General features: G+C 57.4%; 23 protein-coding genes and 1 tRNA gene. 14 read left to right on the plus strand and 10 right to left on the minus strand.

From position 1 onward, the window contains the following. Positions 1-112 precede the first annotated feature (112 nt). Positions 113-1,009, minus strand: coding sequence for a LysR substrate-binding domain-containing protein (locus AC19YQ_RS07185; protein ID WP_133077714.1), 897 nt, complete (start codon positions 1,007-1,009; stop codon positions 113-115). A gap of 108 nt (positions 1,010-1,117) precedes the next feature. On the opposite strand from AC19YQ_RS07185, the gene AC19YQ_RS07190 reads away from it, so the two are divergent. The 8 genes from AC19YQ_RS07190 to rpoS all read left to right on the plus strand — a co-directional run bounded on the left by AC19YQ_RS07190 (position 1,118) and on the right by rpoS (position 8,381). After that, complete coding sequence (locus AC19YQ_RS07190; protein WP_133077713.1) at positions 1,118-2,230, plus strand: S-(hydroxymethyl)glutathione dehydrogenase/class III alcohol dehydrogenase; 1,113 nt, start codon at positions 1,118-1,120, stop codon at positions 2,228-2,230. Between the two features lie 155 nt (positions 2,231-2,385). Next, positions 2,386-3,228, plus strand: coding sequence for an S-formylglutathione hydrolase (gene fghA / locus AC19YQ_RS07195; RefSeq protein ID WP_133077712.1), 843 nt, complete (start codon positions 2,386-2,388; stop codon positions 3,226-3,228). 62 nt (positions 3,229-3,290) lie between these two features. Then, positions 3,291-3,764 carry a 2-C-methyl-D-erythritol 2,4-cyclodiphosphate synthase gene (gene ispF / locus AC19YQ_RS07200; RefSeq protein WP_095001325.1) on the plus strand — a complete coding sequence of 158 codons (474 nt, stop codon included), beginning with the start codon at positions 3,291-3,293 and terminating at the stop codon, positions 3,762-3,764. Next, positions 3,761-4,819 (plus strand): tRNA pseudouridine(13) synthase TruD, encoded by a 1,059-nt coding sequence (truD, locus tag AC19YQ_RS07205; protein WP_133077711.1) that lies wholly within the window; start codon positions 3,761-3,763, stop codon positions 4,817-4,819. The genes ispF and truD overlap by 4 nt, the downstream gene beginning before the upstream one ends. Next, entirely contained in the window at positions 4,807-5,556 is a 750-nt protein-coding gene (gene surE, locus AC19YQ_RS07210; protein ID WP_133077710.1) for a 5'/3'-nucleotidase SurE, read from the plus strand. The genes truD and surE overlap by 13 nt, the downstream gene beginning before the upstream one ends. A gap of 41 nt (positions 5,557-5,597) precedes the next feature. Continuing rightward, a complete protein-coding gene (locus AC19YQ_RS07215) occupies positions 5,598-6,233 on the plus strand; it encodes a protein-L-isoaspartate(D-aspartate) O-methyltransferase (RefSeq protein WP_219261723.1) in 636 nt (211 codons plus the stop codon). A gap of 209 nt (positions 6,234-6,442) precedes the next feature. Then, on the plus strand, positions 6,443-7,270 hold the full coding sequence (locus tag AC19YQ_RS07220; RefSeq protein WP_500594889.1) for a peptidoglycan DD-metalloendopeptidase family protein: 828 nt from the start codon (positions 6,443-6,445) through the stop codon (positions 7,268-7,270). A gap of 106 nt (positions 7,271-7,376) precedes the next feature. Then, positions 7,377-8,381, plus strand: a complete 1,005-nt coding sequence (rpoS, locus tag AC19YQ_RS07225; RefSeq protein WP_500594860.1) for an RNA polymerase sigma factor RpoS — start codon at positions 7,377-7,379, stop codon at positions 8,379-8,381. A 627-nt stretch (positions 8,382-9,008) separates the two neighbouring features. Here the strand turns inward: rpoS and AC19YQ_RS07230 are convergent. From AC19YQ_RS07230 to AC19YQ_RS07240, 3 genes are read right to left on the minus strand one after another with little or no spacing between them, the layout of a single operon-like run. After that, a complete protein-coding gene (locus AC19YQ_RS07230) occupies positions 9,009-10,058 on the minus strand; it encodes an alkene reductase (RefSeq protein WP_133077706.1) in 1,050 nt (349 codons plus the stop codon). Between the two features lie 20 nt (positions 10,059-10,078). Then, the gene (locus AC19YQ_RS07235; protein ID WP_133077705.1) at positions 10,079-11,245 is read right to left on the minus strand and encodes an MFS transporter; all 1,167 of its coding nucleotides are present in this window, start codon (positions 11,243-11,245) and stop codon (positions 10,079-10,081) included. An 11-nt stretch (positions 11,246-11,256) separates the two neighbouring features. Further along, positions 11,257-11,559, minus strand: coding sequence for an ArsR/SmtB family transcription factor (locus AC19YQ_RS07240; RefSeq protein ID WP_019822239.1), 303 nt, complete (start codon positions 11,557-11,559; stop codon positions 11,257-11,259). A 155-nt stretch (positions 11,560-11,714) separates the two neighbouring features. On the opposite strand from AC19YQ_RS07240, the gene AC19YQ_RS07245 reads away from it, so the two are divergent. Next, entirely contained in the window at positions 11,715-12,302 is a 588-nt protein-coding gene (locus tag AC19YQ_RS07245) for an acyl carrier protein phosphodiesterase (protein ID WP_133077704.1), read from the plus strand. Between the two features lie 424 nt (positions 12,303-12,726). Next, on the plus strand, positions 12,727-12,996 hold the full coding sequence (locus AC19YQ_RS07250) for a short-chain dehydrogenase (RefSeq protein WP_326397457.1): 270 nt from the start codon (positions 12,727-12,729) through the stop codon (positions 12,994-12,996). A gap of 641 nt (positions 12,997-13,637) precedes the next feature. Here the strand turns inward: AC19YQ_RS07250 and AC19YQ_RS07255 are convergent. Together AC19YQ_RS07255 and olsB are read right to left on the minus strand one after the other, a co-directional pair. Continuing rightward, positions 13,638-14,417: a lysophospholipid acyltransferase family protein gene (locus tag AC19YQ_RS07255; RefSeq protein ID WP_326397459.1), complete on the minus strand. Its 780-nt coding sequence runs from the start codon at positions 14,415-14,417 to the stop codon at positions 13,638-13,640. Continuing rightward, complete coding sequence (gene olsB, locus AC19YQ_RS07260; RefSeq protein ID WP_133077700.1) at positions 14,417-15,172, minus strand: L-ornithine N(alpha)-acyltransferase; 756 nt, start codon at positions 15,170-15,172, stop codon at positions 14,417-14,419. Before olsB ends, AC19YQ_RS07255 begins: the two co-directional genes overlap by 1 nt. Before the next feature lie 238 nt (positions 15,173-15,410). Here olsB and AC19YQ_RS07265 point away from each other — a divergent pair, with 238 nt between their 5' ends. From AC19YQ_RS07265 to AC19YQ_RS07280, 4 genes are all read left to right on the plus strand, one after another. Then, on the plus strand, positions 15,411-16,001 hold the full coding sequence (locus AC19YQ_RS07265) for a YceI family protein (RefSeq protein ID WP_133077699.1): 591 nt from the start codon (positions 15,411-15,413) through the stop codon (positions 15,999-16,001). Between the two features lies 1 nt (position 16,002). Beyond that, a complete protein-coding gene (locus AC19YQ_RS07270) occupies positions 16,003-17,160 on the plus strand; it encodes a phospholipase D-like domain-containing protein (RefSeq protein ID WP_326397460.1) in 1,158 nt (385 codons plus the stop codon). Positions 17,161-17,249: 89 nt separating this feature from the next. After that, positions 17,250-17,885: a LysE family translocator gene (locus AC19YQ_RS07275; protein ID WP_133077697.1), complete on the plus strand. Its 636-nt coding sequence runs from the start codon at positions 17,250-17,252 to the stop codon at positions 17,883-17,885. A gap of 80 nt (positions 17,886-17,965) precedes the next feature. Next, positions 17,966-19,243 (plus strand): diguanylate cyclase domain-containing protein, encoded by a 1,278-nt coding sequence (locus AC19YQ_RS07280; RefSeq protein ID WP_133077696.1) that lies wholly within the window; start codon positions 17,966-17,968, stop codon positions 19,241-19,243. An 85-nt stretch (positions 19,244-19,328) separates the two neighbouring features. On the opposite strand, the gene AC19YQ_RS07285 is transcribed toward AC19YQ_RS07280, so the two are convergent. The 4 genes from AC19YQ_RS07285 to AC19YQ_RS07300 all read right to left on the minus strand — a co-directional run bounded on the left by AC19YQ_RS07285 (position 19,329) and on the right by AC19YQ_RS07300 (position 21,416). Then, positions 19,329-19,402, minus strand: a tRNA-Gly gene (locus AC19YQ_RS07285). A 106-nt stretch (positions 19,403-19,508) separates the two neighbouring features. Then, complete coding sequence (locus tag AC19YQ_RS07290; protein WP_326397461.1) at positions 19,509-20,366, minus strand: alpha/beta fold hydrolase; 858 nt, start codon at positions 20,364-20,366, stop codon at positions 19,509-19,511. Positions 20,367-20,450: 84 nt separating this feature from the next. Next, positions 20,451-21,161: a pseudouridine synthase gene (locus AC19YQ_RS07295; RefSeq protein ID WP_133077694.1), complete on the minus strand. Its 711-nt coding sequence runs from the start codon at positions 21,159-21,161 to the stop codon at positions 20,451-20,453. Between the two features lie 45 nt (positions 21,162-21,206). Further along, positions 21,207-21,416: a cysteine-rich CWC family protein gene (locus AC19YQ_RS07300; protein WP_133077693.1), complete on the minus strand. Its 210-nt coding sequence runs from the start codon at positions 21,414-21,416 to the stop codon at positions 21,207-21,209. Positions 21,417-21,521 lie beyond the last annotated feature (105 nt).

Genomic DNA, 21,521 nt, shown 5'->3' on the forward strand with positions numbered 1-21,521 from the left:
CGGGGACTTGTGGGAGCGGGCTTGCTCGCGATGACATCACCTGGTTTACCCGGCAGACCGTGGCGTCTGCATCGCGAGCAAGCCCGCTCCTACAGGTAAAAGCAGCAGCGGCTTACCCCTGATACTCCTCCCGCTTGGCCAAACCTTCCTTCAGGTAATCCACCAGCTTTCTAACCTTGGGCGACAAGTGCCGCTGTTGCGGATAAAGCGCCCAGACAGCAGTGTTTGGCGGCTGGTGCGTGTCGAGCAAAGACACCAGGGCCCCTGTCTTCAAGTGCTCCAGTACGTAATAGTCCGGCAGCTGACAAAGCCCTACACCTTGAAGTGCCGCATCCAATACCGCTTGCCCACTATTGCAGCGCCAATTCCCCTGCACCCGTTGCGAAAACTCACGCCCGTCCTGCTGCAGTTGCCATAGATCCGAGCTACCAATCAGACAGTTATGTCGGCTCAGCTCTGACAGGCTGTGGGGGCGGCCATAATGTTCCAGGTAGGAAGGTGACGCGCAGACATACATGCGCCTAGGTGCGAGCCGCGTGGCCACCAGCCTTGAGTCCTGCAAGCGTCCCAGTCGAATCGCCAGGTCCAGGCTTTCATGTACCAGGTCCAGTGGTCGATTGCTGAGTTCTATGTCGACCCGCAACTGCGGATACAGCCCCATGAAGCGCGTCACCAATGGCACGATAAATCGTTCGCCATAGGCCACCGCGCAGGTCATGCGCAACATGCCCTTGGGCTCGCTGGCCAGATCTCCTACCGCTCGCAGTGCTTCTTCACGTCCGTCCTGCAGGCGCTGGCAATGCTGCAAAAAAGTTTGCCCTGCCTCTGTCAGCGTTACCTTGCGGGTACTGCGATAAAACAGACGGGTCTGCAGGCGCTCTTCGAGGCGCGCGACCTGGCGACTGATATGGGATGAGGAGACGCCAAGGCGCTCGGCCGCCGCCGTAAATTGGCCGCACTCGGCCACGGCGACAAACTCATCGATACCTTCCCAGCGGTTTTCATTCACGGCTGATTATCCCTGCATGGCAATAATGTTTTGCTTTTGTCTGGATTATTAATCACTCAGCGCTGATTTACACTCGTCGTCTTGTTTTTACTTTGCTGGAGACGATCGATGATCAAGTCACGTGCTGCCGTAGCTTTCGAGGCCAAAAAGCCCCTGGAAATCGTAGAGGTTGACGTTGCCATGCCCAAGGCTGGCGAAGTGCTGCTGCGGGTTGTGGCGTCGGGTGTTTGCCATACCGATGCCTACACCTTGTCAGGCGCGGACCCGGAAGGCATTTTCCCGTCGATCCTGGGCCATGAGGGCGGCGCCATCGTTGAAGCGATTGGCGAGGGCGTGACCTCCGTTGCGGTCGGTGATCATGTCATCCCGCTGTACACCCCCGAGTGCGGCAAGTGCAAATTCTGTCTGTCGGGCAAGACCAACCTGTGCCAGGCGATTCGCTCGACCCAAGGCAAGGGCTTGATGCCGGACGGCACTACGCGTTTCTCCTACAAGGGTCAGCCGATTTTCCACTACATGGGGACTTCGACCTTTTCTGAATACACCGTGCTCCCGGAAATATCGGTCGCCAAGATTCAGAAAGATGCGCCGCTTGAGAAGGTTTGCCTGCTGGGTTGCGGCGTGACGACCGGGATCGGCGCGGTGCTCAACACCGCCAAGGTCAAGCCGGGTGATACCGTGGCCATCTTCGGTCTGGGCGGTATTGGCCTGTCCGCGGTGATCGGTGCGGTGAAAGCCAAGGCTGCACGGATCATTGCCATCGACATCAACCCGGCCAAGTTTGAAATCGCCCGGCAGTTGGGTGCGACCGATTGTGTCAACCCGAAAGACTTCGATCGCCCGATTCAGGAAGTGATCGTCGACATGACGGATGGGGGTGTCGATTTCTCCTTTGAATGCATTGGCAATGTGCATTTGATGCGTGCGGCGCTGGAGTGCTGTCACAAAGGGTGGGGCGAGTCTGTGATCATCGGCGTAGCCGGTGCAGGCCAGGAAATTTCCACCCGTCCATTCCAGTTGGTGACCGGTCGCGTCTGGCGTGGTTCGGCGTTTGGTGGCGTGCGTGGTCGTACGGAACTGCCAAGCTATGTCGACATGGCGCAAAGCGGCGAGATTCCGCTGGATACCTTCATTACTCACACCATGGGCCTGGAAGATATCAATAAGGCATTTGACCTGATGCATGAAGGCAAAAGCATTCGTACCGTCATCCATTTCTAATTAACAGCGGTAAGTCTAAACACCGCTAAACACGTGTGGGAGCGGGCTTGCTCGCGATTGCAGCTACCCGGTTTGACTGAAAGACCGAGTTGTCTGCATCGCGAGCCAGCCCGCTCCCACAGGTGGGGTGTTTTGCTTGCGGACTGGAGTTGCCCATGACACTGGAAAATATCTCCTGCCAAAAAAGCTTTGGCGGTTGGCACAAGCGTTACAAGCATCGTTCTGAAGTGCTGGGCTGCGACATGGTATTCGCCGTGTACTTGCCGCCGCAGGCGGAGCAGGGGGCAAAGTTGCCGGTGCTTTACTGGCTGTCTGGCTTGACCTGTACCGACGAGAATTTCATGCACAAGGCAGGTGCAATGAAGATGGCTGCCGAGTTGGGGCTGATCATCGTGGCGCCGGACACCAGCCCCCGTGGCGAAGGTGTACCGGATGACCCGCAGGGCGCCTGGGACTTTGGATTGGGTGCAGGTTTTTACCTTAACGCTACGCAAGAGCCTTGGGCGCAGCATTATCGGATGCACGATTATGTAGTGCAGGAGTTGCCGGCTTTGGTCGAAGCGCATTTTCCCGCTTCGCAAAAGCGCGGTATCAGCGGGCACTCGATGGGCGGGCACGGGGCATTGGTTTGTGCATTGCGCAATCCAGGACGCTATCAGTCGGTGTCAGCCTTCGCGCCGATCAGTAACCCGATGGACTGCCCATGGGGGCAAAAGGCGTTCTCCAACTATTTGGGCGAGGAACGTGCTCGCTGGCGTGAGTGGGATGCCAGCGTGTTGATTGGCGAAGCGCGCGAAAAACTGCCGCTGCTGGTTGATCAGGGTGATCGGGATGACTTCCTGGCTGTCCAGCTCAAGCCTGAGGTGCTGCAGCAGGCCGCCAAACTGGCCGACTACCCGCTGACCCTGCGACTGCAGCCAGGCTACGACCATAGCTATTTCTTCATCGCAAGTTTCATCGATGACCACTTGCGTCATCACGCCAATGCACTGAGCTAATAGCGCCCAATGTTGGTCAAAGTAGGTAGAATCACGCCCTGACTTAATCGGGGCGTTTTTTTATGCGTATTGGCCACGGCTATGATGTGCACTGTTTCGCTGAAGGCGATTTCATTACGTTGGGCGGCGTGCGGATCTCCCACAAATTCGGGCTGCTGGCCCATTCTGATGGCGATGTGCTTTTGCATGCCCTCAGCGATGCCTTGCTGGGGGCTGCGGCGCTTGGCGATATAGGCAAACATTTCCCGGACACCGATCCGACCTTCAAGGGCGCTGACAGTCGTGTCCTGCTGCGTCATGTCGTGGGTCTGATCCATGCCAAGGGCTGGAAAGTCGGCAATGTCGACAACACCATCATTGCCCAGGCGCCAAAAATGGCGCCGCATATTGAAACGATGCGTGCGCTGATTGCCGCGGATCTAGAGGTTGACTTGGACCAGGTAAACGTAAAGGCCACGACCACCGAAAAGCTTGGCTTCGTGGGTCGTGAAGAAGGTATTGCGGTGCATTCCATTGCGTTGTTGGTTCGCTCATGAACGAGTCGGATCTGCTCGGCCCTCGGGCCTACGGCGAGGCATTGGGCACTGCCGTGCTCAAAGCGACGGCTGAAGATTTTCAAGTCGACGAGGTGCTTGATATACCGCTGTCCGGGGACGGCGAGCACCTGTGGTTGTGGGTTGAAAAGCGTGGCCTGAATACCGAAGAAGCAGCGCGTCGCATTGCCAAGGCGGCGGGCGTGCCTTTGCGCACGGTCAGTTACGCGGGCCTCAAGGACCGCCAGGCGTTAACTCGCCAATGGTTCAGCGTGCAGCTGCCGGGCAAGGCAGACCCTGACTTGTCGGGCGCTGAAAACGAAACCCTGAAAATTCTCAAGACCTCACGCCACAAACGTAAATTGCAGCGTGGTGCCCATGCGGCCAACGGATTCACACTGCGCCTGACGCAACTGGCCGGGGACAAGGACGCGCTGCAGCAACGCCTTGAATTGATCGCCAAACAGGGTGTGCCGAACTATTTCGGCACCCAGCGTTTCGGCTGGCAGGGTGGCAATGTGGGCGAGGCGCGTGACTATGCTGCGCGCAAGGCCTTGCCTGAGCAGCGCAACGTTCGCTCGCGTCTGTTATCCACTGCCCGCAGCTATCTGTTCAATCAGGTGCTGGCCGCACGGGTGGCGGATGGTAGCTGGCAGCGGGCACAGGTCGGCGATTTGCTGGCCTTTACCGACAGTCGCAGTTTTTTCCCGGCAGGCGAGGCTGAATGCAGCGATCCGCGGCTGGCTATTCTCGATCTGCACCCCACCGGTCCCCAGTGGGGCGAGGGTGAGTCACCGACCACCGGCGTGACCCATGCGCTGGAACAGTCGATTGCAGAGCGTGAAGCCCAATTGCGTGACTGGCTGGTTCGCGCAGGCATGAGCCATGAGCGACGTATCCTGCGACTGCCCATTGGACGATTGACGTGGCATTATCCGCAGCCTGACATTCTGCAACTGGAATTTGTTCTGCCGGCCGGATGCTTCGCCACTGTTCTGGTGCGCGAGCTTGTTGATCTGGTGCCTTTGGATCAAGCGGATAGCCTATGCGTATTCTGATTTCAAACGATGATGGGGTCACCGCTCCGGGGTTGGCTGCGCTCTACGGTGCGCTGGCCGACTACGCCGAGTGCGTGGTGGTTGCCCCGGATCAAGACAAAAGCGGGGCGAGCAGTTCGCTTACCCTGGATCGTCCCCTGCATCCACACACCTTGGCCAATGGCTTTATCAGCATTAATGGCACACCCACCGACTGCGTGCACCTGGGCCTTCACGGCTTGCTGGAGCCGCAACCGGACATGGTGGTGTCAGGGATCAACCTGGGTGCCAATCTGGGTGACGACGTGTTGTATTCCGGCACTGTAGCGGCGGCACTTGAGGGGCGTTTTCTGGATCGTCCATCCTTTGCCTTTTCGTTGGTGTCGCGCCAGGTGGACAACTTGGCGACTGCGGCATTTTTTGCCCGCAAGCTGCTTGAAGCCCACGCATCGCTGGACTTGCCGCCGCGTACGGTCCTCAATGTGAATATTCCCAACTTGCCGCTCGAGAAAATTCGCGGCATTCAACTGACCCGCCTCGGGCATCGGGCACGCGCTGCGGCGCCGGTGCGGGTAGTTGATCCGCGAGGCAAGGCCGGCTACTGGATTGCCGCGGCAGGTGACGCCGAAGATGGCGGTCCGGGCACCGACTTTCATGCCGTGATGCAGGGGTATGTGTCGATCACGCCGCTGCAACTGGATCGCACCTTTGGGGATGGTTTCAAAAGCCTGAATGACTGGCTGGAGGGCATGGGCTGATGGCGCGCGAGCAGGATGGCATGATGCACCGTGGCATTGGCATGACCTCTGAGCGCACACGAGAGCGGCTGATCCAGCGCCTGCGTGAAGAGGGCATCGTTAACCAGGACGTGCTTGAGGTCATTCGCCGCACGCCACGTCATTTGTTTGTGGATGAAGCCCTGGCCCACCGGGCATACGAAGACACGGCGCTGCCCATCGGCAATAACCAGACCATCTCCCAGCCTTACATGGTGGCGCGCATGAGCGAGCTGCTGCTTGAGGACGGGCCGTTGGACAAGGTGATGGAGATCGGCACCGGATCGGGTTATCAAACCGCCGTGCTCTCGCAGCTGGTTGAACGGATATTCTCGGTCGAGCGCATCAAGGTGCTGCAGGATCGGGCCAAGGAACGATTGCTTGAACTCAATCTGCGCAACCTGGTGTTCCGTTGGGGCGATGGCTGGGAAGGCTGGCCTGCGCTGGCGCCTTACAACGGCATCATCGTGACGGCCGTCGCGACCGATGTGCCTCAGGCATTGCTCGACCAACTGGCCCCCGGTGGACGCATGGTGATCCCGGTCGGTGCGGGAGAGGTCCAGCAGTTGATGTTGATCGTACGCGAAGAGCACGGCTTTGCCCGACGGGTAATCGGTAATGTGCGCTTTGTGCCACTGCTTAACGGGCCGCTGGCCTGAGTCTTTATTGGCGTCGGGTGAATTATAGGGTGAGCTGCGGGTCATAAAGCCCGTCACCCGGGCCCTGCCCAGTGTTTGTTTATATTTTATACAGTGTGTTTATGATTCGGCTTTGCAGTCTGTAAAAGCCCTGTAGCCAGTTATACTTGCGCTAAACCATGGCCAGTACTGGCGTTTTACTATTTAGCCATCTTCAAAGGGAGCGGCGGGTGAGTCTCACAGTCATTGCGCAGCGTATGAGCAGCAAAAGCCTTCAGAGGCTGGTGGTCGGTCTGTTCCTGAGTGCCACACTGGCATTGTTGGCCGCGTGCTCCAGCAGCCCCAAAAGTGGCGTAAATGTCGTTGACCGTAACGGGGTAGCCCAGCGTCCGGCAGTGACCACAGGGCAATACGCCGTACGTCGTGGCGATACCTTGTTTTCGATTGCTTTTCGCTACGGCTGGGACTGGAAGGCTCTGGCCGCCCGTAACAATATTGGCGCCCCGTTCACCATTGTCCCAGGCCAGGTGATTCGTTTTGACGGACGCTCTGGGAGCCAGCCAGCAGGTGGCACGACCAGCGCCGTGGTTTCGTCTTCTGCGGGCAGCAAGACCACGGTTATCAAGCGTACCGGCACTGTCGCAGCTGCGCCTGCAGCCGCCGCGCCGCTGCCAGCAGGCCCCGCACCCAAGGGTTGGGGATGGCCTTCGAACGGTATTTTGATCGGCAAATTTTCTTCAAACGGTAGTTTGAATAAAGGTATTGATATCGCCGGTGATTTGGGACAGCCTGTTTTAGCTGCGTCTGATGGGTCGGTTGTATACGCTGGCAGTGGATTGAGGGGCTACGGCGAACTGATCATCATCAAACACAGCGATACCTACGTCAGTGCTTACGGTCATAACCGTAGGCTGTTGGTTCGGGAGGGGCAGCAGGTCAAGGTCGGACAGACAATTGCCGAAATGGGGTCAACTGGTACAGACCGGGTGAAGCTTCACTTTGAAATTCGCCGTCAAGGTAAACCTGTAGATCCATTGCAATTCCTTCCTCGCCGTTGATCGCTTACCAGCCTGTTCCTGATGTGGATAAGGAACAGGCTCCAGCGTTGCCAAGGACTTGGGCGATGCTTGAGCTTGAGGTCGAACTCATCAAAGGACTATAGCAATGGCTCTCAACAAAGAAGCGCCGGGGTTTGACATCGACGATGAGGTGCTCCTTATGGACTCCAACACCGACAGCGACTTGATGTCAGAAGAAGACGATTCAACCCCTACAGCTCGAACCAAGTCCAAAAAAGCACCCGCTACAAAACAGCATAAGTACATTGACTACACGCGGGCGCTCGATGCGACCCAGCTGTACCTCAATGAAATAGGCTTCTCTCCGTTGCTCTCCCCTGCAGAAGAAGTCCACTTTGCTCGTTTGTCGCAAAGTGGCGATCCCGCCGGGCGAAAACGCATGATTGAAAGCAACTTGCGGCTGGTGGTGAAAATCGCACGTCGCTACGTCAATCGTGGGTTGTCGTTGCTTGACCTGATTGAAGAGGGCAACCTGGGACTGATTCGGGCCGTCGAGAAATTCGACCCGGAACGAGGGTTTCGCTTCTCGACTTACGCCACCTGGTGGATCCGCCAAACGATTGAACGGGCGATCATGAACCAGACCCGCACCATCCGTTTGCCGATCCATGTCGTTAAAGAACTCAATGTCTATCTACGGGCTGCGCGTGAACTCACGCAAAAGCTCGATCATGAACCTTCCCCTGAAGAAATCGCCAATCTGCTCGAAAAACCTGTCGCAGAGGTCAAGCGCATGCTTGGGCTCAACGAGCGGGTGTCCTCGGTAGACGTTTCTCTAGGCCCTGACTCAGACAAAACGCTGCTTGATACCCTTACCGATGATCGTCCTACAGATCCTTGCGAGCTGCTCCAGGACGATGATTTGTCGCAAAGTATCGATCAGTGGTTGTCTGAACTCACAGACAAGCAGCGTGAGGTGGTGATTCGCCGTTTCGGGCTGCGTGGTCATGAAAGCAGCACCCTTGAAGATGTAGGTTTGGAAATCGGTCTGACACGTGAACGCGTGCGCCAGATCCAGGTCGAGGGTCTCAAGCGCCTGCGGGAAATCCTTGAACGCAACGGTCTGTCGAGTGAGTCGCTGTTCCAGTAACTCACAACAGGCTGACTTGAAACCCCGAGCTTTTCGGGGTTTTTTGTGTGTGATGGAAAATGTTTCGATTGCCGTTTTGTCTTGTGCCTTATCGGTTTGTTTGGAAATGGGATGTCACGGACAAGATTGATTATTATCTGCGTAGTGCTGTAAGCCTTTACTTACCTTTCACGTAAGCCAAGGGCTTAAATAGGTCAGGCAAGCACCTTTTTCTTACTTCATTGTTTTCATAACTCAATGAAAAATAAGGTTTTTTAATACAAATCCAAAGAGGCTGCGTAATAAAAATCTATAACTGATGCGCTTGCAGCAATCCTATAAAACTCTAGTATTTGAATTGTGTCGACGGATCGACACGGCGCTCAAGGAAGAACGCAGACGGACATCGCGGGATGCGATTCATCAGGATGATGAGAAGGAAAAAAGGGACTAGGGAAAAAATGTGGGCGGGTCAAACCGCCCCTTTTTTTTGCCTGAATAATAACCGGGTGTGCTGCTTTAGAGCCTCAAGACTCGCGAAAAACGCTTTACCGAATCGTGCAACGCAAAACGCCCAAGGTCACAGACCTCGGGCGTTTTGCGTTGTGGTGCCAGCCAGCCTGTTTCTGCAGGCCGACGGTTCAGTACTTACAGCGCTGGATAGTCGATATAGCCCACAGGACCTTTCACATAAAAGGTTTCAGGGTGTGCTTCATTGAGTGGCGCATCGGCCTTCAGGCGTGCAGGCAAGTCCGGGTTGGCGATAAAAGGTACGCCGAAGGCTACGGCATCTGCCTTGCCCGCAGCGAGCCATGCATTGGCGCTGTCCTTGGTGAAGCTTTCGTTGGCGATGTATGGGCCACCAAAGGCTTGCTTGAGTTGTGGGCCGAGGCTGTCTGCTGCTTCGTGCTCACGGGCGCAGATATACGCAATGCCACGTTTGCCCAGTTCGCGGGCTACATAACCAAAGGTTTCAGCCAGGTTGTCGTCACCCATATCGTGCAGGTCGGCCCGTGGCGACAGATGCACGCCAACCCGGCCAGCACCCCAGACTTCGATGGCTGCGTCGGTGACTTCAAGCAACAGGCGAGCGCGATTCTCTACGCTGCCACCGTACTGGTCGGTGCGCTTGTTGGTGCTGCTTTGCAGGAACTGATCGAGCAGGTAGCCATTCGCGCCATGAATCTCTACACCATCAAAGCCGGCAGCCTTGGCGTTTTCTGCGCCTGTGCGGTAGGCCTCTACAACATCGGCGATCTCGGCCGTTTCCAGTGCGCGAGGTGTCGGGTATTCAACCTTGGGGCGAACCAGGCTGACATGGCCTTTGGCGGCAATGGCGCTTGGGGCGACTGGCGCTTCGCCGTTCAGGTACATCGGGTGCGAGATGCGCCCGACATGCCACAACTGCAGAGCGATCCGGCCACCGGCAGCGTGTACTGCCTTGGTGATGTTGGTCCAGCCGCGGACCTGGTCGTTGGACCAGATTCCTGGGGTGTCGGGGTAGCCGACGCCCATCGGCGTCACCGAAGTTGCTTCGCTCAGAATCAAGCCCGCAGAGGCGCGCTGAACGTAGTATTCAGCCATCAGCGCATTGGGAACCCGACCTTCATCGGCGCGGCAGCGGGTTAGCGGAGCCATGATGATGCGGTTGGGCAGTTCAAGATCACCCAGCTTGATCGGATCAAAAATCGTGGTCATTTATGCAGCCCTCTCAGGGATCAATGTGTGGCAGTTGCCAGCTCGGCATTACCGTTCTGGCGAAAAGTAATCAGGGTGACCAGCAGTGCCAGAATCGCCAGCGCTGCAGCAGCCAGGGGAACGCTGGTCAGGCCGAAACCGTGGGCGATGACACTGCCGCCGACCCAGGCGCCCAGCGCATTACCGACGTTGAAAGCGCCGATGTTCAAGGTTGAAACCAGGTTGGGTGCGGCCTTGCCGAAGGTCACGACGTTGATTTGCAGCGCCGGTACGGCGGCAAACGAAGCGGCGGCCCACAGGAACAGGGTTATTTCGGTCGGGATCACGGCGACGCTGGTCCAGGTCAGTACGGTCGACATCACGGCCATCGCGATAAAAACACCGATCAATGTAGCGGCCAGGCGCTTGTCCGCCAGCTTGCCCCCGATGATGTTGCCTACCGTCAGGCCAAGGCCGATCAGCAGCAAGGTCCAGGTCACGCCGCTTGGCGATACGCCGGTGACATCACCGAGCAGGGGCGCTACGTAAGTGAACAGGGTGAACATGGACGCGGAAAACAGCGCAGTCATGCTCAGGGAAAGCCAGATCCCGGCGCCTTTGAGTGCGGCCAGTTCGGCACGCATGTCGAGCTTTTCTTCGTCACGCTTGGCGGGCAGAAAGCGGATCAGGCCGATCAGCGCCACGACACCAATCACGGTGACTGCAAAAAACGTTGAACGCCATCCTGCGGCCTGCCCCAGAGCGGTGCCCAAGGGAACGCCCAGCACGTTGGCCAGGGTCAGGCCGGTAAACATCAGTGCTACCGCCGAAGCGCGCTTGTTGGCAGGTACCAGGCCTGCAGCCACGACCGAGCCGATGCCGAAGAACGCACCGTGACACAAGGCTGTAACGACACGGGCAAACATCAGCACGTTGTAATCACTGGCCAGGGCACAGAGCAGGTTGCCGATGATAAAGATCACCATCAAGGCGACGAGAGCGGCTTTGCGCGGCAACTTGGCCGTGGCCAGTGCCATGAACGGAGCACCGATGGCCACGCCCAGCGCGTAACCGGTCACCAGCCAACCCGCACCCGGGATCGATACGCCAAGATCGGCTGCTACATCAGGCAGCAAGCCCATGATCACGAACTCGGTGGTCCCGATGGCGAAAGCGCTGAGCGCCAGAATGAGTAGCGAGAGTGGCATGGAAGTCCTTGTTAAAGCTCTTGGCTGATTTTTTCGAGGAAGACCTTGATGGTTTCCTCATTACGTTTGAAGAAGTGCCACTGGCCGTGCTTCTGACTGGTAATCAGGCCCGCTCGTTGCAGCGTTGCCAGGTGGGCAGAGACCGTCGACTGCGACAGGCCGCAGAGTTGATCAAACTGCCCGGCGCACACACCGTGTTCGGTGGAGTGGATTTGGTCAGGGAACGAAGCATCAGGGTTTTTGAGTGCGTTGAGAATTTCTCGGCGTACTGGGTGTGCCAGGGCTTTTATTATTTCGTCGAGGTCGATCGGCATGGTGGCAGTGCTCAATGGGTACAACGTTATATCGCGATGAGGCGAACTTTAAATCGTTATATCGCGATATACAAATATGGATTTGATCTTAGGTCGGTTCAAATCGGTATATCGGGTTATAACGATATTGGTGTGGCAGTGCTAAACTGCGCGCCATGAATTATCTCGCACATCTGCACCTGGGCGGCCAGCGCCCTGAAGAATTACTCGGCAGTCTTTATGGCGATTTCGTCAAAGGTCGGCTGCACGGTCAGTACAGCCCCGAGATTGAACACGGGATTCAACTGCATCGCAGCATTGATGTCTTCACGGACAATCACCCGTTGGTTGATCAGTCGTTGACGCGTTTTACCCGCACTCGCAGGCGCTATGCCGGCATCGTGCTGGATGTGTTTTTCGACCACTGCCTGGCCCGGGACTGGGGGCAGTATGCCGAGGGGCCGCTGGAGCGTTTTACCTCGGATTTTTATCGCGTGCTGGTGGCTGAGCAGCAGTTGCCGCGCAGGCTGGCCAGTATTGCACCGCACATGGCGGCCCATGACTGGTTGGGTTCGTACCGGGATTTTGACGTGCTGGAGCAGGTGTTCAACGGGATTGCGCGGCGTTTGTCGCGACCCGAAGAACTGGCGGGGGCGATGCAGGATTTAAAGGCGTTGTATGAGCCGTTGAGTGAGGATTTCCGGTTGTTTTATCCGCAGTTGCAGGGGTTTGCAGCGGGCTGCTACCGGCAGGGATCTCTGTAGTCGCTGCCGAAGGCTGCGATCTGCTGCGAAGCAGCAGCAAAAACCCTATGTTGACACGTGCATTGATGTGGACTCGATTTCCCTTGGCCATGGGATTGCCCGCGTTGCTTAACGCTCACGTTTTTTCGGGATTTTTCGCACAGGGTTGGCAATTGCTGGGGCTTGGTGCGCGGCCTATAGTCGGTGCTCGCCGATAAGGCGACCGGGTTTGGCGACTTGGAACATTTTCAAAAATATGTGCAATTGCTATATATGGCGGAGCGTGTATTTTGCGCGCTGTGTTTTATGGCGGCTGTACGTGGGAGACCTTCGGGTCTGCCGGGTTTTGGGGATGACCGGTTCGCCAACCCGCGTACAGCGGCCACCTGTTTTTGTTTGGCGACGAAAACGGATGGCTATTACATATAGCATCAGAGGTTTACTTATGACTCATTCCCAGTTTATCCCCCTCACCGCTATCGACTGCACCATCCCCGCCTTATTGATCGACCGCAACGCTCCCCTGGACGTACTTCACGCCAACGCCGTCGCCCGCGTTCTGGCCGTCACCCAGTTGATGGAAATGTTCTTCGCCCGCGAAGTGCAGCAGGCCGATTCTGTCGACCTCAAACACCTGGCCACGGTTTCGGCGCAATTGCTGCGCGACGGTTGTGACATGCTTGATGTCTTGGGCTGGCGCTTGCGGCCTGTTTGATACCGTTTTTATTACTGATGTATTGAGTACATATCCGGCATCAGCGTTTAACTGGAATATTGGTTTCGCTCTTACAGCGAGTCCCTTTTTGAAGGACCAAAAAGGAACCAAAAAGTCCTCGCCCCAGCGTACGGCCTTCGCTTCGCTCAGGTTCCCTCGTTCCGGTCCCGCTCCGTGGGCCCGCCGTGACGGGCCATCCCTGGCCCAACACGGCTCTCCCGGCATCCATGCCGGGATGCCCACTGCGCAGAACCTCCTCTCGGCCTCCCGAAGGGGCGGGCAGATCAAAAGCACTGCGCCCCGAAGCGGCCGACCGGCCGGCCTGTTTGGTGTAAGTCTGCGCGGCTCAATCTGTAGTCGCTGACGAGCCGTGCGAGGCTGCGTCCGGTTGCGAAGCGACCGTAAAACCTGAGTCCGGGATTTACCTGAACGATCGCTGTGTCCGGCTTTACGACTGCCGCGTCGCAGTGGCGCACCAAACCGAACGCAGCCTTCGTTCCTCGTCAGCGACTACGGAGTTTTGCGCAAGGTTTTGTGACGTCTGCGACGCATTTGTAGCCACTCGATTACCTGAACGCCACGAATGCCCATAACAGTGCCGGAATGAGGGCGGAACCTTTATTCCAGTTACACAGGGCAGTTCAGATCGTCGCCCCCAGAGGAGCTGTTTGCGTCACCGGCGCTGTCACCACCCGCCGTATCGCCTCCTGCGCCCTGAACGCCAGCACGGCGCGCTCCTGCGCCTGGCTGGCGATGGGCTCTAGCAGATGGATCTCGACCTCGGCCTGTTCATGGCTAAACAGGCGCAGTAAATGTGACAGCAAGTCATCGTCGCCAATAAACGGTGCTATCCCATCAATCTCGCCATTGCGTAAATAGCGTATGGCCACCGGCTGCAGGGGCACTTGGCTGTCTATCGCCGCCGATAACAACCGACCATGAAAGGTACGTATCGAACGCCCGTCAGTGGTGGTGCCCTCGGGAAACATCAGCAGAGAAAGCGGGTGCTTCAAGTGCTGGCTCATTTGCTCGCGAATCAGTTGGCTGTCTCCTGCGCCCCGGCGAATAAACAGGCTCCCGGCCTTGGCCGCCAGCCAACCGGCAACGGGCCAGCCGCGGACTTCTGATTTGGACAAAAACGAAAGCGGGGTGAGTTGCCCCAGCAGCGCAATGTCGGTCCATGACACGTGGTTGCTGACCCACAGCATGGGCGTTGCCGGTAACTGGCCGACGACGGTGATGCGAAAGGGCAGGGCGTTGCTCAGGCGAGACATGAAAAATTGCGACCAGCGCTGGCGACGGTCCATCGTGCTGCTCAGATTCAAGCGCTCAAGCACGGCGAACGCACTGGCCATGCCCAGCCCCAGGCTGACAACGGCCAGCACACGCGCCACTCGGCCATATCGGCGCAAACGGCTCATTACATGGCCGCCTTGAAGTGTCGCGCATAACGCGGGCATAGCTCATCGCGCTTGAGCAAAATAAACACGTCTGCCACCTGGAAGTCTTCATCCCAGCAAGGTTCACCGCAAATCTTGGCGCCCAGGCGCATGTAGGCCTTGAGCAATGGCGGCATTTCGGCGATGACGTTGGCGGGTATTTCCTGGGCCGGTAACGGCTTTTTCGGTTCGGCGCGCAAATGTTCCGTGCACAGGTAGCGTTCGCGCAGGCGCTGCATGATTGCCTGAGCCTGGATGCCGCCGTCCTGCATGGGGATGCTGGCGCAGCCCATCAGGTATCGGTAATTGCCGTGGTTGAGGACTTCTGCCAGCTCGCCCCAGAGTACGGCGATGGTGCCGCCGTTGCGGTAGGCAGGGTCGACACAGGTTCTTCCAATTTCAAGTACGGGCCCTTGCAGATTGGCCAGGCCGTGAAGGTTGAATTCTTCTTCGCTGTAAAAGTGGCCGATGTTTCGGGCGGCACTGTGATCCAGCAGGCGAGTGGTGGCTACCAACTGGCCGCTATTGAGGTCGCGGACCCCGATATGTTCGCAATGCGCGTCGTAACCGTCCTCGTCCAGTCCATGTTCGGCGCCTTTGAGCCTGGCCTTCAACTCGCCGCTGAACACACGAAAACGCAGGGTCTGGGCCTCGCGCAAAGCGTCGGGCCCGATCAGGCGCTCTGCCTGCAGACGGCGTTCTGGAGCGGTGTCGCGGATACGGACGATCTGGGACATTGCGAATCTCCGTGCAGGCACCGGGCCCGCCTTGGGTTTCTGCCAATCGACTGAGGTGTGCAACTTCAGGCTAGGCAGGTGCAATGTCACCCCTGTGACGTTTGGATGATGCTTGTATGACAGGAGCCCCGGAGGAACTGTCGGTGTCTGACGGCGTCCTAACACTGTGTTAAAAAGTCCAGCCAAAACCGCTCGCCAGGGTTAATGTTCGCCCACGTTTATTTGTCGATGAGTTTTTATGCTTAAAGTGTTGTTTTCTTCTGCCTGCGCCTTGTTGTTGACCCTTGGCGTGAGCCTTTCTGCCCAGGCCAACTGGTATCTGGACGGTGAGTCATCACGGCTTTCGTTTGTCTCCACGCAAAATGCCAATATCGCGAACGTGCATCGCTTTTTGGTCCTGCACGGCAAGGTCGACCGTAAAGGCCTGGCGCAATTGCGTATAGAAATGGATTCGGTCAACAGTGCCGTACCGCTGCGTGATGAGCGCATGCGCGACGTGCTGTTCGATTTCAAGCATTTCCCGGAAGCACAGATTACGGCGCAGATTGACTTGCAACCGATCAATGATCTTGCCCCCGGTGCGCAACTGGAACTGCACTTGCCTGTCACGGTGAGCCTGCGCGGCAAACAACACACCTATGAGGCCGAACTGTTGGCCACCCGCCTTGATGAACGGCGCTTTCAGGTCGTAACCCTGGAGCCGCTGATGCTGCAAGCCGAAGATTTTGGCCTGCAGCCGGAGCTCGAAACCTTGCGCAAATTGGCTGGATTGTCAGCCATCAGTTTTTCAGTGCCGGTGGGTGCGGTACTGATTTTCACGGCTCGCTAAGATGGCCGGCGCGGTGTTTGGCTGGCGCAGCGACAACCAGTTCGAGTTGCTGATCGATGGTTCCCGGTTTTTCCCCCGGATACTGGCAGCCATCGAGCAGGCACAAGAGCAGATTGATCTGGAGTTGTATCTAGTTGAGGCGGGTGGCTGCGCCGAAGCCATCGTGCAGGCGCTGGAACACGCCGCCTGGCGCGAGGTGCGAGTGCGCTGCCTGTTTGACGCCTATGGCAGTCTGGGCCTGGGTTTGAGTTTGCGCCGAAGGCTCACCGATGCCGGAGTTGAACTCAGGCATTACAACCCGCTTAGCTGGCGCCGTGGCCTGAACAACCTGTATCGCGATCATCGCAAACTGTTGTTGGTGGATCAGCAACTGGCCGTGGTCGGGGGCACTGGCGTTACGGATGAGTTTTGGCGCCCCAGTGACGACACCTGTGAATGGCATGAAGTCATGGTCAACATTCAAGGCCCGCTGGTCATGGACTGGCAGATGCTGTTTGATCGTCAATGGCGCGCCAATATCAGTCGCAAGGCATGGAAGCCCGCCACTCACTTCGGGCTTGCACGCTTGCCTGGCCTGCCCCAAGAGGCCAAAGGCATGGGCCGTGTCGCCTATGCGGATGCTCATCAACATCGCGATATCCTGCAATCGCTGGTGCGGGTGATCAACAGTTCCAGCCAACGTATCTGGCTGGCCACGCCTTATTTCTTGCCCACCTGGAGTGTGCGCCGCTCTCTGCGTCGCGCGGCGGCCAGGGGCGTTGATGTACGGCTGTTGCTCACGGGGCCGCGCACCGACCATCCTTCCGTGCGTTACGCCGGTCATCGCTATTACCCGCGCCTGCTGAAGTCCGGTGTGCAGATACTGGAATACCAGCCCTGTTTTTTGCACCTGAAGATGGTGCTGGCTGACGATTGGGTCAGCATTGGCTCGTGCAATTTCGACCACTGGAACCTGCGCTTCAACCTTGAGGCCAACCTCGAGGCGCTCGATCCGGCGCTGACGCAGGCGGTGGTCGCCAGTTTTAACGCGGACTTTGCCCAAAGCCTGCCTGTCAGCTTGCAAGACTGGCAGTCACGACCACTCTGGCGACGGGTAAAACAGCGTATCTGGGGCTGGGTCGATCGGCTGGTGGTTAATGTTTTGGGGCGTCGACACTAGACGCGGTTACAGACGCTTCAAGAACGTGCAAAATCGGGCGACCTCACGGGTCACGCAAAGCGTGAGGCATGATTTTTGGAGCTGTGTGCATGACACCTTCGTTGTTACTGGCCGTTCTGGCTTCTGGTTTTATCTATGGCATCACCCCGGGGCCAGGCGTGCTCGCTGTTTTTGGCATTGGTGCGGCCCGTGGGCGACGTGCCGGAGCCGGATTTCTGTGCGGGCATTTGCTGGGTGATGTGATCTGGTGCAGCACGGCGCTGATCGCCATCGTGGGCGCGCGTGAATTTGGCAGCACCGCCTTCAATGTGTTGGGCTTGATCAGCGGGCTCTACCTGTTCTGGCTGGGATTGCGCGCGGTGCGCGCCCAGCGCAGCAGCGTTGCCCGGCAAGGACCGGCGCGACAGCCGTTTGCTCACGGGATTTTCTTCGGCCTGACCAATCCCAAGGCGTATCCCGTGGCGGTGGCGACGTTTACGGCGCTGCTGTCCAGCCGGGCAGAGCTTCTGACCTGGGAAATGCTGCCCTGGTTGATCGCATTGAGTTTTGTCGGTGGGGCGATGGCCTACGCGATTTTGGTTGGTATTGTAGGAGCGGGGCATGTCAGGGCACTCTATCAGCGTCATGAGCTACTGATTACCCGGCTGTGCGGGGTCATGTTCATCGGTTTTGCCATCAGTGCGTTGATGCATGCACTGCCTGGGTTGTTACGAACTATCGTTTGACGTAGGTGGCAGGGAATGCGGTGCGGTGTGTGAGTCAGGGATGAATGTTTCCATTTAACCCTGAGGCATCGAGTTGCCCTATGGACATCAAGAATTACCTGCTCCAGGCAGGTTTTATTGACCTGTTGCTTGACGCTGTCTGTGTGGTGGACCGCAATGGTCGCTTCGTTTATGTCAGTGCAGCCTGCAAACGTATCCTGGGCTATGAGCCCCACGAGCTTAAAGGCCAGTCGATGATCGATCTGGTCTTCCCCGCTGACCGTGAGCGAACGCTGCTCGCGGCCAGCGACATCATGGCCGGTGAGCCCAAGCTCAATTTCGAGAACCGCTATGTGCACAAGGACGGGCATGTGGTGCATATCCAATGGTCTGCATGCTGGTCTGAAACCCATGAAATGCGCATTGCCGTGGCCCGCGATGTCACCGAGCGCAAACTGGCGGAGTCACGCCAGGCGGCTCTTTTTGCGATTTCGGAGGCTGCCCATGGGGCCGAGGATTTGCTGGCGCTGTTCAAATGTGTGCACCAGCTCATCGGGCAGTGGTTGCCCGCGGTGAGTTTCTCGGTCGCACTTCGGGAGCAGGGTTCGCTGACGTTTCCCTATTACGTCGACGATCATCCACTTGAGCAGCACTCGCCCGTTCGCCACCTGAGTGAGGAGGTCATGCTCAGTGGCCAGCCCGTCATGCGTGTGCCTGACCATGGGCCGTCATGGCTGGGTGTTCCGCTGGCCACTCAGAACGGCACTATGGGTGCGTTGGTGGTCAAAAGCCTGCCGGGTGAAGAGCGCTACACCGAGCAACACAAAGACTTGCTGCAATACGTGTCGACCCAGGTGGCAACGGCCATTGAGCGCAAGCAATTGCATGCCCGCCTGCAGTATCTGGCGCAGTACGACGCCTTGACTCACTTGCCCAATCGCGACCTTCTCTATGATCGCCTGCACCGCGCGCTGGCCGCTGCCAAACGGGACAATGAATGCCTGGCCGTGCTGTATGTCGATCTGGACCATTTCAAACTCGTCAACGACAACTATGGGCATGCGGTGGGTGATGACTTGTTGCAGCAGACGGCGCGGCGCCTGACGCTGTGCGTGCGCGAAAGCGATACGGTCTCCAGGATGAGCGGGGATGAATTTGTGCTGGTGCTGGAGAGGCTCAAACTGCCATCGCATGCGCTGATCGTGGCTGAAAAAATTCGCCTCAACCTCAGCCAGCCTGTCTTTATTGGCAATCACACGCTGAACATCATTCCCAGCATTGGCATTGCGGTTTACCCCGAGCACGGAGAGCAGGCCCAGCAATTGCTGCACCATGCAGATACGGCGATGTATCGAGTCAAAAAGAGGGGGCGCGGGTGAACATCGTGTGCAAGCTGTAAAACGCGAAGGGGGAGTTTGCTGCTGTACAGGCCAGGCTTTCAGAGGGGTGAAAGCCTTGAAGAAGTGGAGCGGGTGGCGGGAATCGAACCCGCGTGATCAGCTTGGGAAGCTGGAGTAATACCATTATACGACACCCGCTCAGAGCGGCTGACTTTGTACCAGATGTCAGCCTTGATGAGAAGTTTTATTCTTCAAATGCGTAATTTTGCAGTGTTTTTTCAATTTCCGGGTTACCTGGAACGCTTCACAGGGACTGTTGCCGGTGTTCACTTTGTGTAGGTTCTAAAAAATTGAGCAGCGCGGTTCTGCTGATGTGGCTGGCAGATTTGTGCTCCATGTCCAGAAAGTGCCCGGTGTTTTCCAGGCTGATGAACTGGCTGTTGGCGATGGGGTGCGCAAAGCGCCTGGCATCGTTGGCCACGGTGTACTCGTCCCATGCGCCGTTGATAAACAACACCGGAATATCAATGCCCCTGGCAGCATCGAGAAAGCATGGTTGGTCATTATTGAGGACGTGGTTGATATGAAAATGCATCTGCGCGTATTCATGGGCGGCCAGCGTGCTGACATGGCGGAAGTTGAAGCGCTTGAACAGGGGCGGCAAATGTTTGCCCAGCGTGTCGTTGACCAGGTTGCCGACCTGAGTGCGATTGCAGGCTGCCAGGCAATTGCGGCCACGTTCCAGGTAATCGCGCATGGCTTCGTTGATCAGCGGTGAAAAGGAACTGATCACCGCTTTTTCGATACGCCGTGGTGTGTTTGCCAACGCTGTGAGTGCCGCAGTCCCCCCCCACGAGAATGACAGCAGATAATTCGCGTCAAAGTGTTCTATCAGCTCAAGAAGCACCTGGGCTTCCAGCTCTTTTGTCAGCATCTTTTGATGAGGGTTGTGGGGTTTTGACTTGCCCGCGTACGGCTGGTCATATAGAACGACGTTCAGATGGGGGTGCAGGTTTTTCAGGGTCTGGCCAAACGAGGCGGTCGTGGCCATCGAGCCATTGACCAGAATAATGGTGTTTTCTGCGGTGTCGCAGCGATAGAACTCGGTGTGGATTCGATAGTGGCCTTGAATATCGAGCACAGCGATTTCGGGCTTTATCATGGCGTCAGACTCCGGTGAATCGAGCGTCGGTCTGACTGATGGTGCTCCGTGATTGTTACAGAAAGGGGTAGGACCCGTTGCTGGCTAACTCGCAGGTGCGGGTTGGAATTGAAGCACTTCCTGCTCGCTCAGCGCCCGGTACTCGCCGGGGGCCAGTTGGCTGTCGAGCACCAGTGGCCCGATGCTCTCACGGTGCAGGCGCATGACCTTGTTGTCGAAGAAGCCGAACATGCGTTTGACTTGATGGTAACGACCTTCAACGATACTCAGGCGCGCACTGAATGGGCCCAGCAGTTCCAGCCCGGCGGGCTGGGTGGTCAAGTCTTCGAAAGCGAAATAGACGCCCTCGCGAAATTTGCTGATGTAGGCATCGGTTATTTCCTGCTCGGTCTCGACGTAATACACCTTGGGCATCTTGGTCTGCGGCTGGGTGACATGGCGCGACCAGTGCCCGTCATTGGTGATCAGCAGTAGCCCGCTGGTATTGAAGTCCAGTCGACCGGCGATATGCAGGTCATGCTTGTCCGGCTCATTCAGCAAGTCGAGCACAGTGGGATGCTCCGCATCCCGGGTGGCGCTTACGCAACCTTGTGGCTTGTGCAGCATGAAGTACCGGGCAGGTTTTCCGGCCTGCAGGATGTTCTCATCCAGCTCGATACGGCTGAATGCATTGATTTCGTGGCGCGGATCGCTGATGACCTGCCCATCGACCTGGATGCGCTTCTCAATCATGAGCAAGCGAACCTGTTGGCGGTTGAACTGGGGCAGGTTGCTCAGAAAACGGTCTACACGCATAGCGATCAATCACAAGGAATACAGCCGAACATCTTACGTGAGGTGTTACGTTTGCGCTGGCTGCAATTGGCTCAGAACTTTCGCGCAGCGAGGACAGAGACACGTCAGATTGCGCTGTTCAACTGGCAAGGCACGGATGATTTCTGGGTCGATAGTCACGCCGTAGCACCAGCAGGGTTGGCCCAGGGTGTCAGGGTTGGCCTGGGTGCAGTCGTTACGGGCGCCACAGGCTGGGCAAAGGTCGGGCGTGGTCATTTCAGATGTCCGTTGTGGGGCAGGCGTTTACTCGAGCTATGGTAATCGCTGTTGGAGGTGTACGCAGGGTTCTGTTGCTCGAGTCGTTCAGGTGTGTACACCCGC

Source organism: Pseudomonas sp. MF06569 (genome assembly GCF_059862735.1).

Excerpts from the sequence above, each read along its gene's own strand:
- AC19YQ_RS07190 (WP_133077713.1), top strand. The coding sequence starts at position 1,118 with ATGATCAAGTCACGTGCTGCCGTAGCTTTCGAGGCCAAAAAGCCCCTG.
- fghA (WP_133077712.1), top strand. The coding sequence starts at position 2,386 with ATGACACTGGAAAATATCTCCTGCCAAAAAAGCTTTGGCGGTTGGCAC.
- ispF (WP_095001325.1), top strand. The coding sequence starts at position 3,291 with ATGCGTATTGGCCACGGCTATGATGTGCACTGTTTCGCTGAAGGCGAT.
- truD (WP_133077711.1), top strand. The coding sequence starts at position 3,761 with ATGAACGAGTCGGATCTGCTCGGCCCTCGGGCCTACGGCGAGGCATTG.
- surE (WP_133077710.1), top strand. The coding sequence starts at position 4,807 with ATGCGTATTCTGATTTCAAACGATGATGGGGTCACCGCTCCGGGGTTG.
- AC19YQ_RS07215 (WP_219261723.1), top strand. The coding sequence starts at position 5,598 with ATGACCTCTGAGCGCACACGAGAGCGGCTGATCCAGCGCCTGCGTGAA.
- rpoS (WP_500594860.1), top strand. The coding sequence starts at position 7,377 with ATGGCTCTCAACAAAGAAGCGCCGGGGTTTGACATCGACGATGAGGTG.
- AC19YQ_RS07230 (WP_133077706.1), bottom strand. The coding sequence starts at position 10,058 with ATGACCACGATTTTTGATCCGATCAAGCTGGGTGATCTTGAACTGCCC.
- AC19YQ_RS07235 (WP_133077705.1), bottom strand. The coding sequence starts at position 11,245 with ATGCCACTCTCGCTACTCATTCTGGCGCTCAGCGCTTTCGCCATCGGG.
- AC19YQ_RS07240 (WP_019822239.1), bottom strand. The coding sequence starts at position 11,559 with ATGCCGATCGACCTCGACGAAATAATAAAAGCCCTGGCACACCCAGTA.
- AC19YQ_RS07245 (WP_133077704.1), top strand. The coding sequence starts at position 11,715 with ATGAATTATCTCGCACATCTGCACCTGGGCGGCCAGCGCCCTGAAGAA.
- AC19YQ_RS07250 (WP_326397457.1), top strand. The coding sequence starts at position 12,727 with ATGACTCATTCCCAGTTTATCCCCCTCACCGCTATCGACTGCACCATC.
- AC19YQ_RS07255 (WP_326397459.1), bottom strand. The coding sequence starts at position 14,417 with ATGAGCCGTTTGCGCCGATATGGCCGAGTGGCGCGTGTGCTGGCCGTT.
- olsB (WP_133077700.1), bottom strand. The coding sequence starts at position 15,172 with ATGTCCCAGATCGTCCGTATCCGCGACACCGCTCCAGAACGCCGTCTG.
- AC19YQ_RS07265 (WP_133077699.1), top strand. The coding sequence starts at position 15,411 with ATGCTTAAAGTGTTGTTTTCTTCTGCCTGCGCCTTGTTGTTGACCCTT.
- AC19YQ_RS07270 (WP_326397460.1), top strand. The coding sequence starts at position 16,003 with ATGGCCGGCGCGGTGTTTGGCTGGCGCAGCGACAACCAGTTCGAGTTG.
- AC19YQ_RS07275 (WP_133077697.1), top strand. The coding sequence starts at position 17,250 with ATGACACCTTCGTTGTTACTGGCCGTTCTGGCTTCTGGTTTTATCTAT.
- AC19YQ_RS07280 (WP_133077696.1), top strand. The coding sequence starts at position 17,966 with ATGGACATCAAGAATTACCTGCTCCAGGCAGGTTTTATTGACCTGTTG.
- AC19YQ_RS07290 (WP_326397461.1), bottom strand. The coding sequence starts at position 20,366 with ATGATAAAGCCCGAAATCGCTGTGCTCGATATTCAAGGCCACTATCGA.
- AC19YQ_RS07295 (WP_133077694.1), bottom strand. The coding sequence starts at position 21,161 with ATGCGTGTAGACCGTTTTCTGAGCAACCTGCCCCAGTTCAACCGCCAA.
- AC19YQ_RS07300 (WP_133077693.1), bottom strand. The coding sequence starts at position 21,416 with ATGACCACGCCCGACCTTTGCCCAGCCTGTGGCGCCCGTAACGACTGC.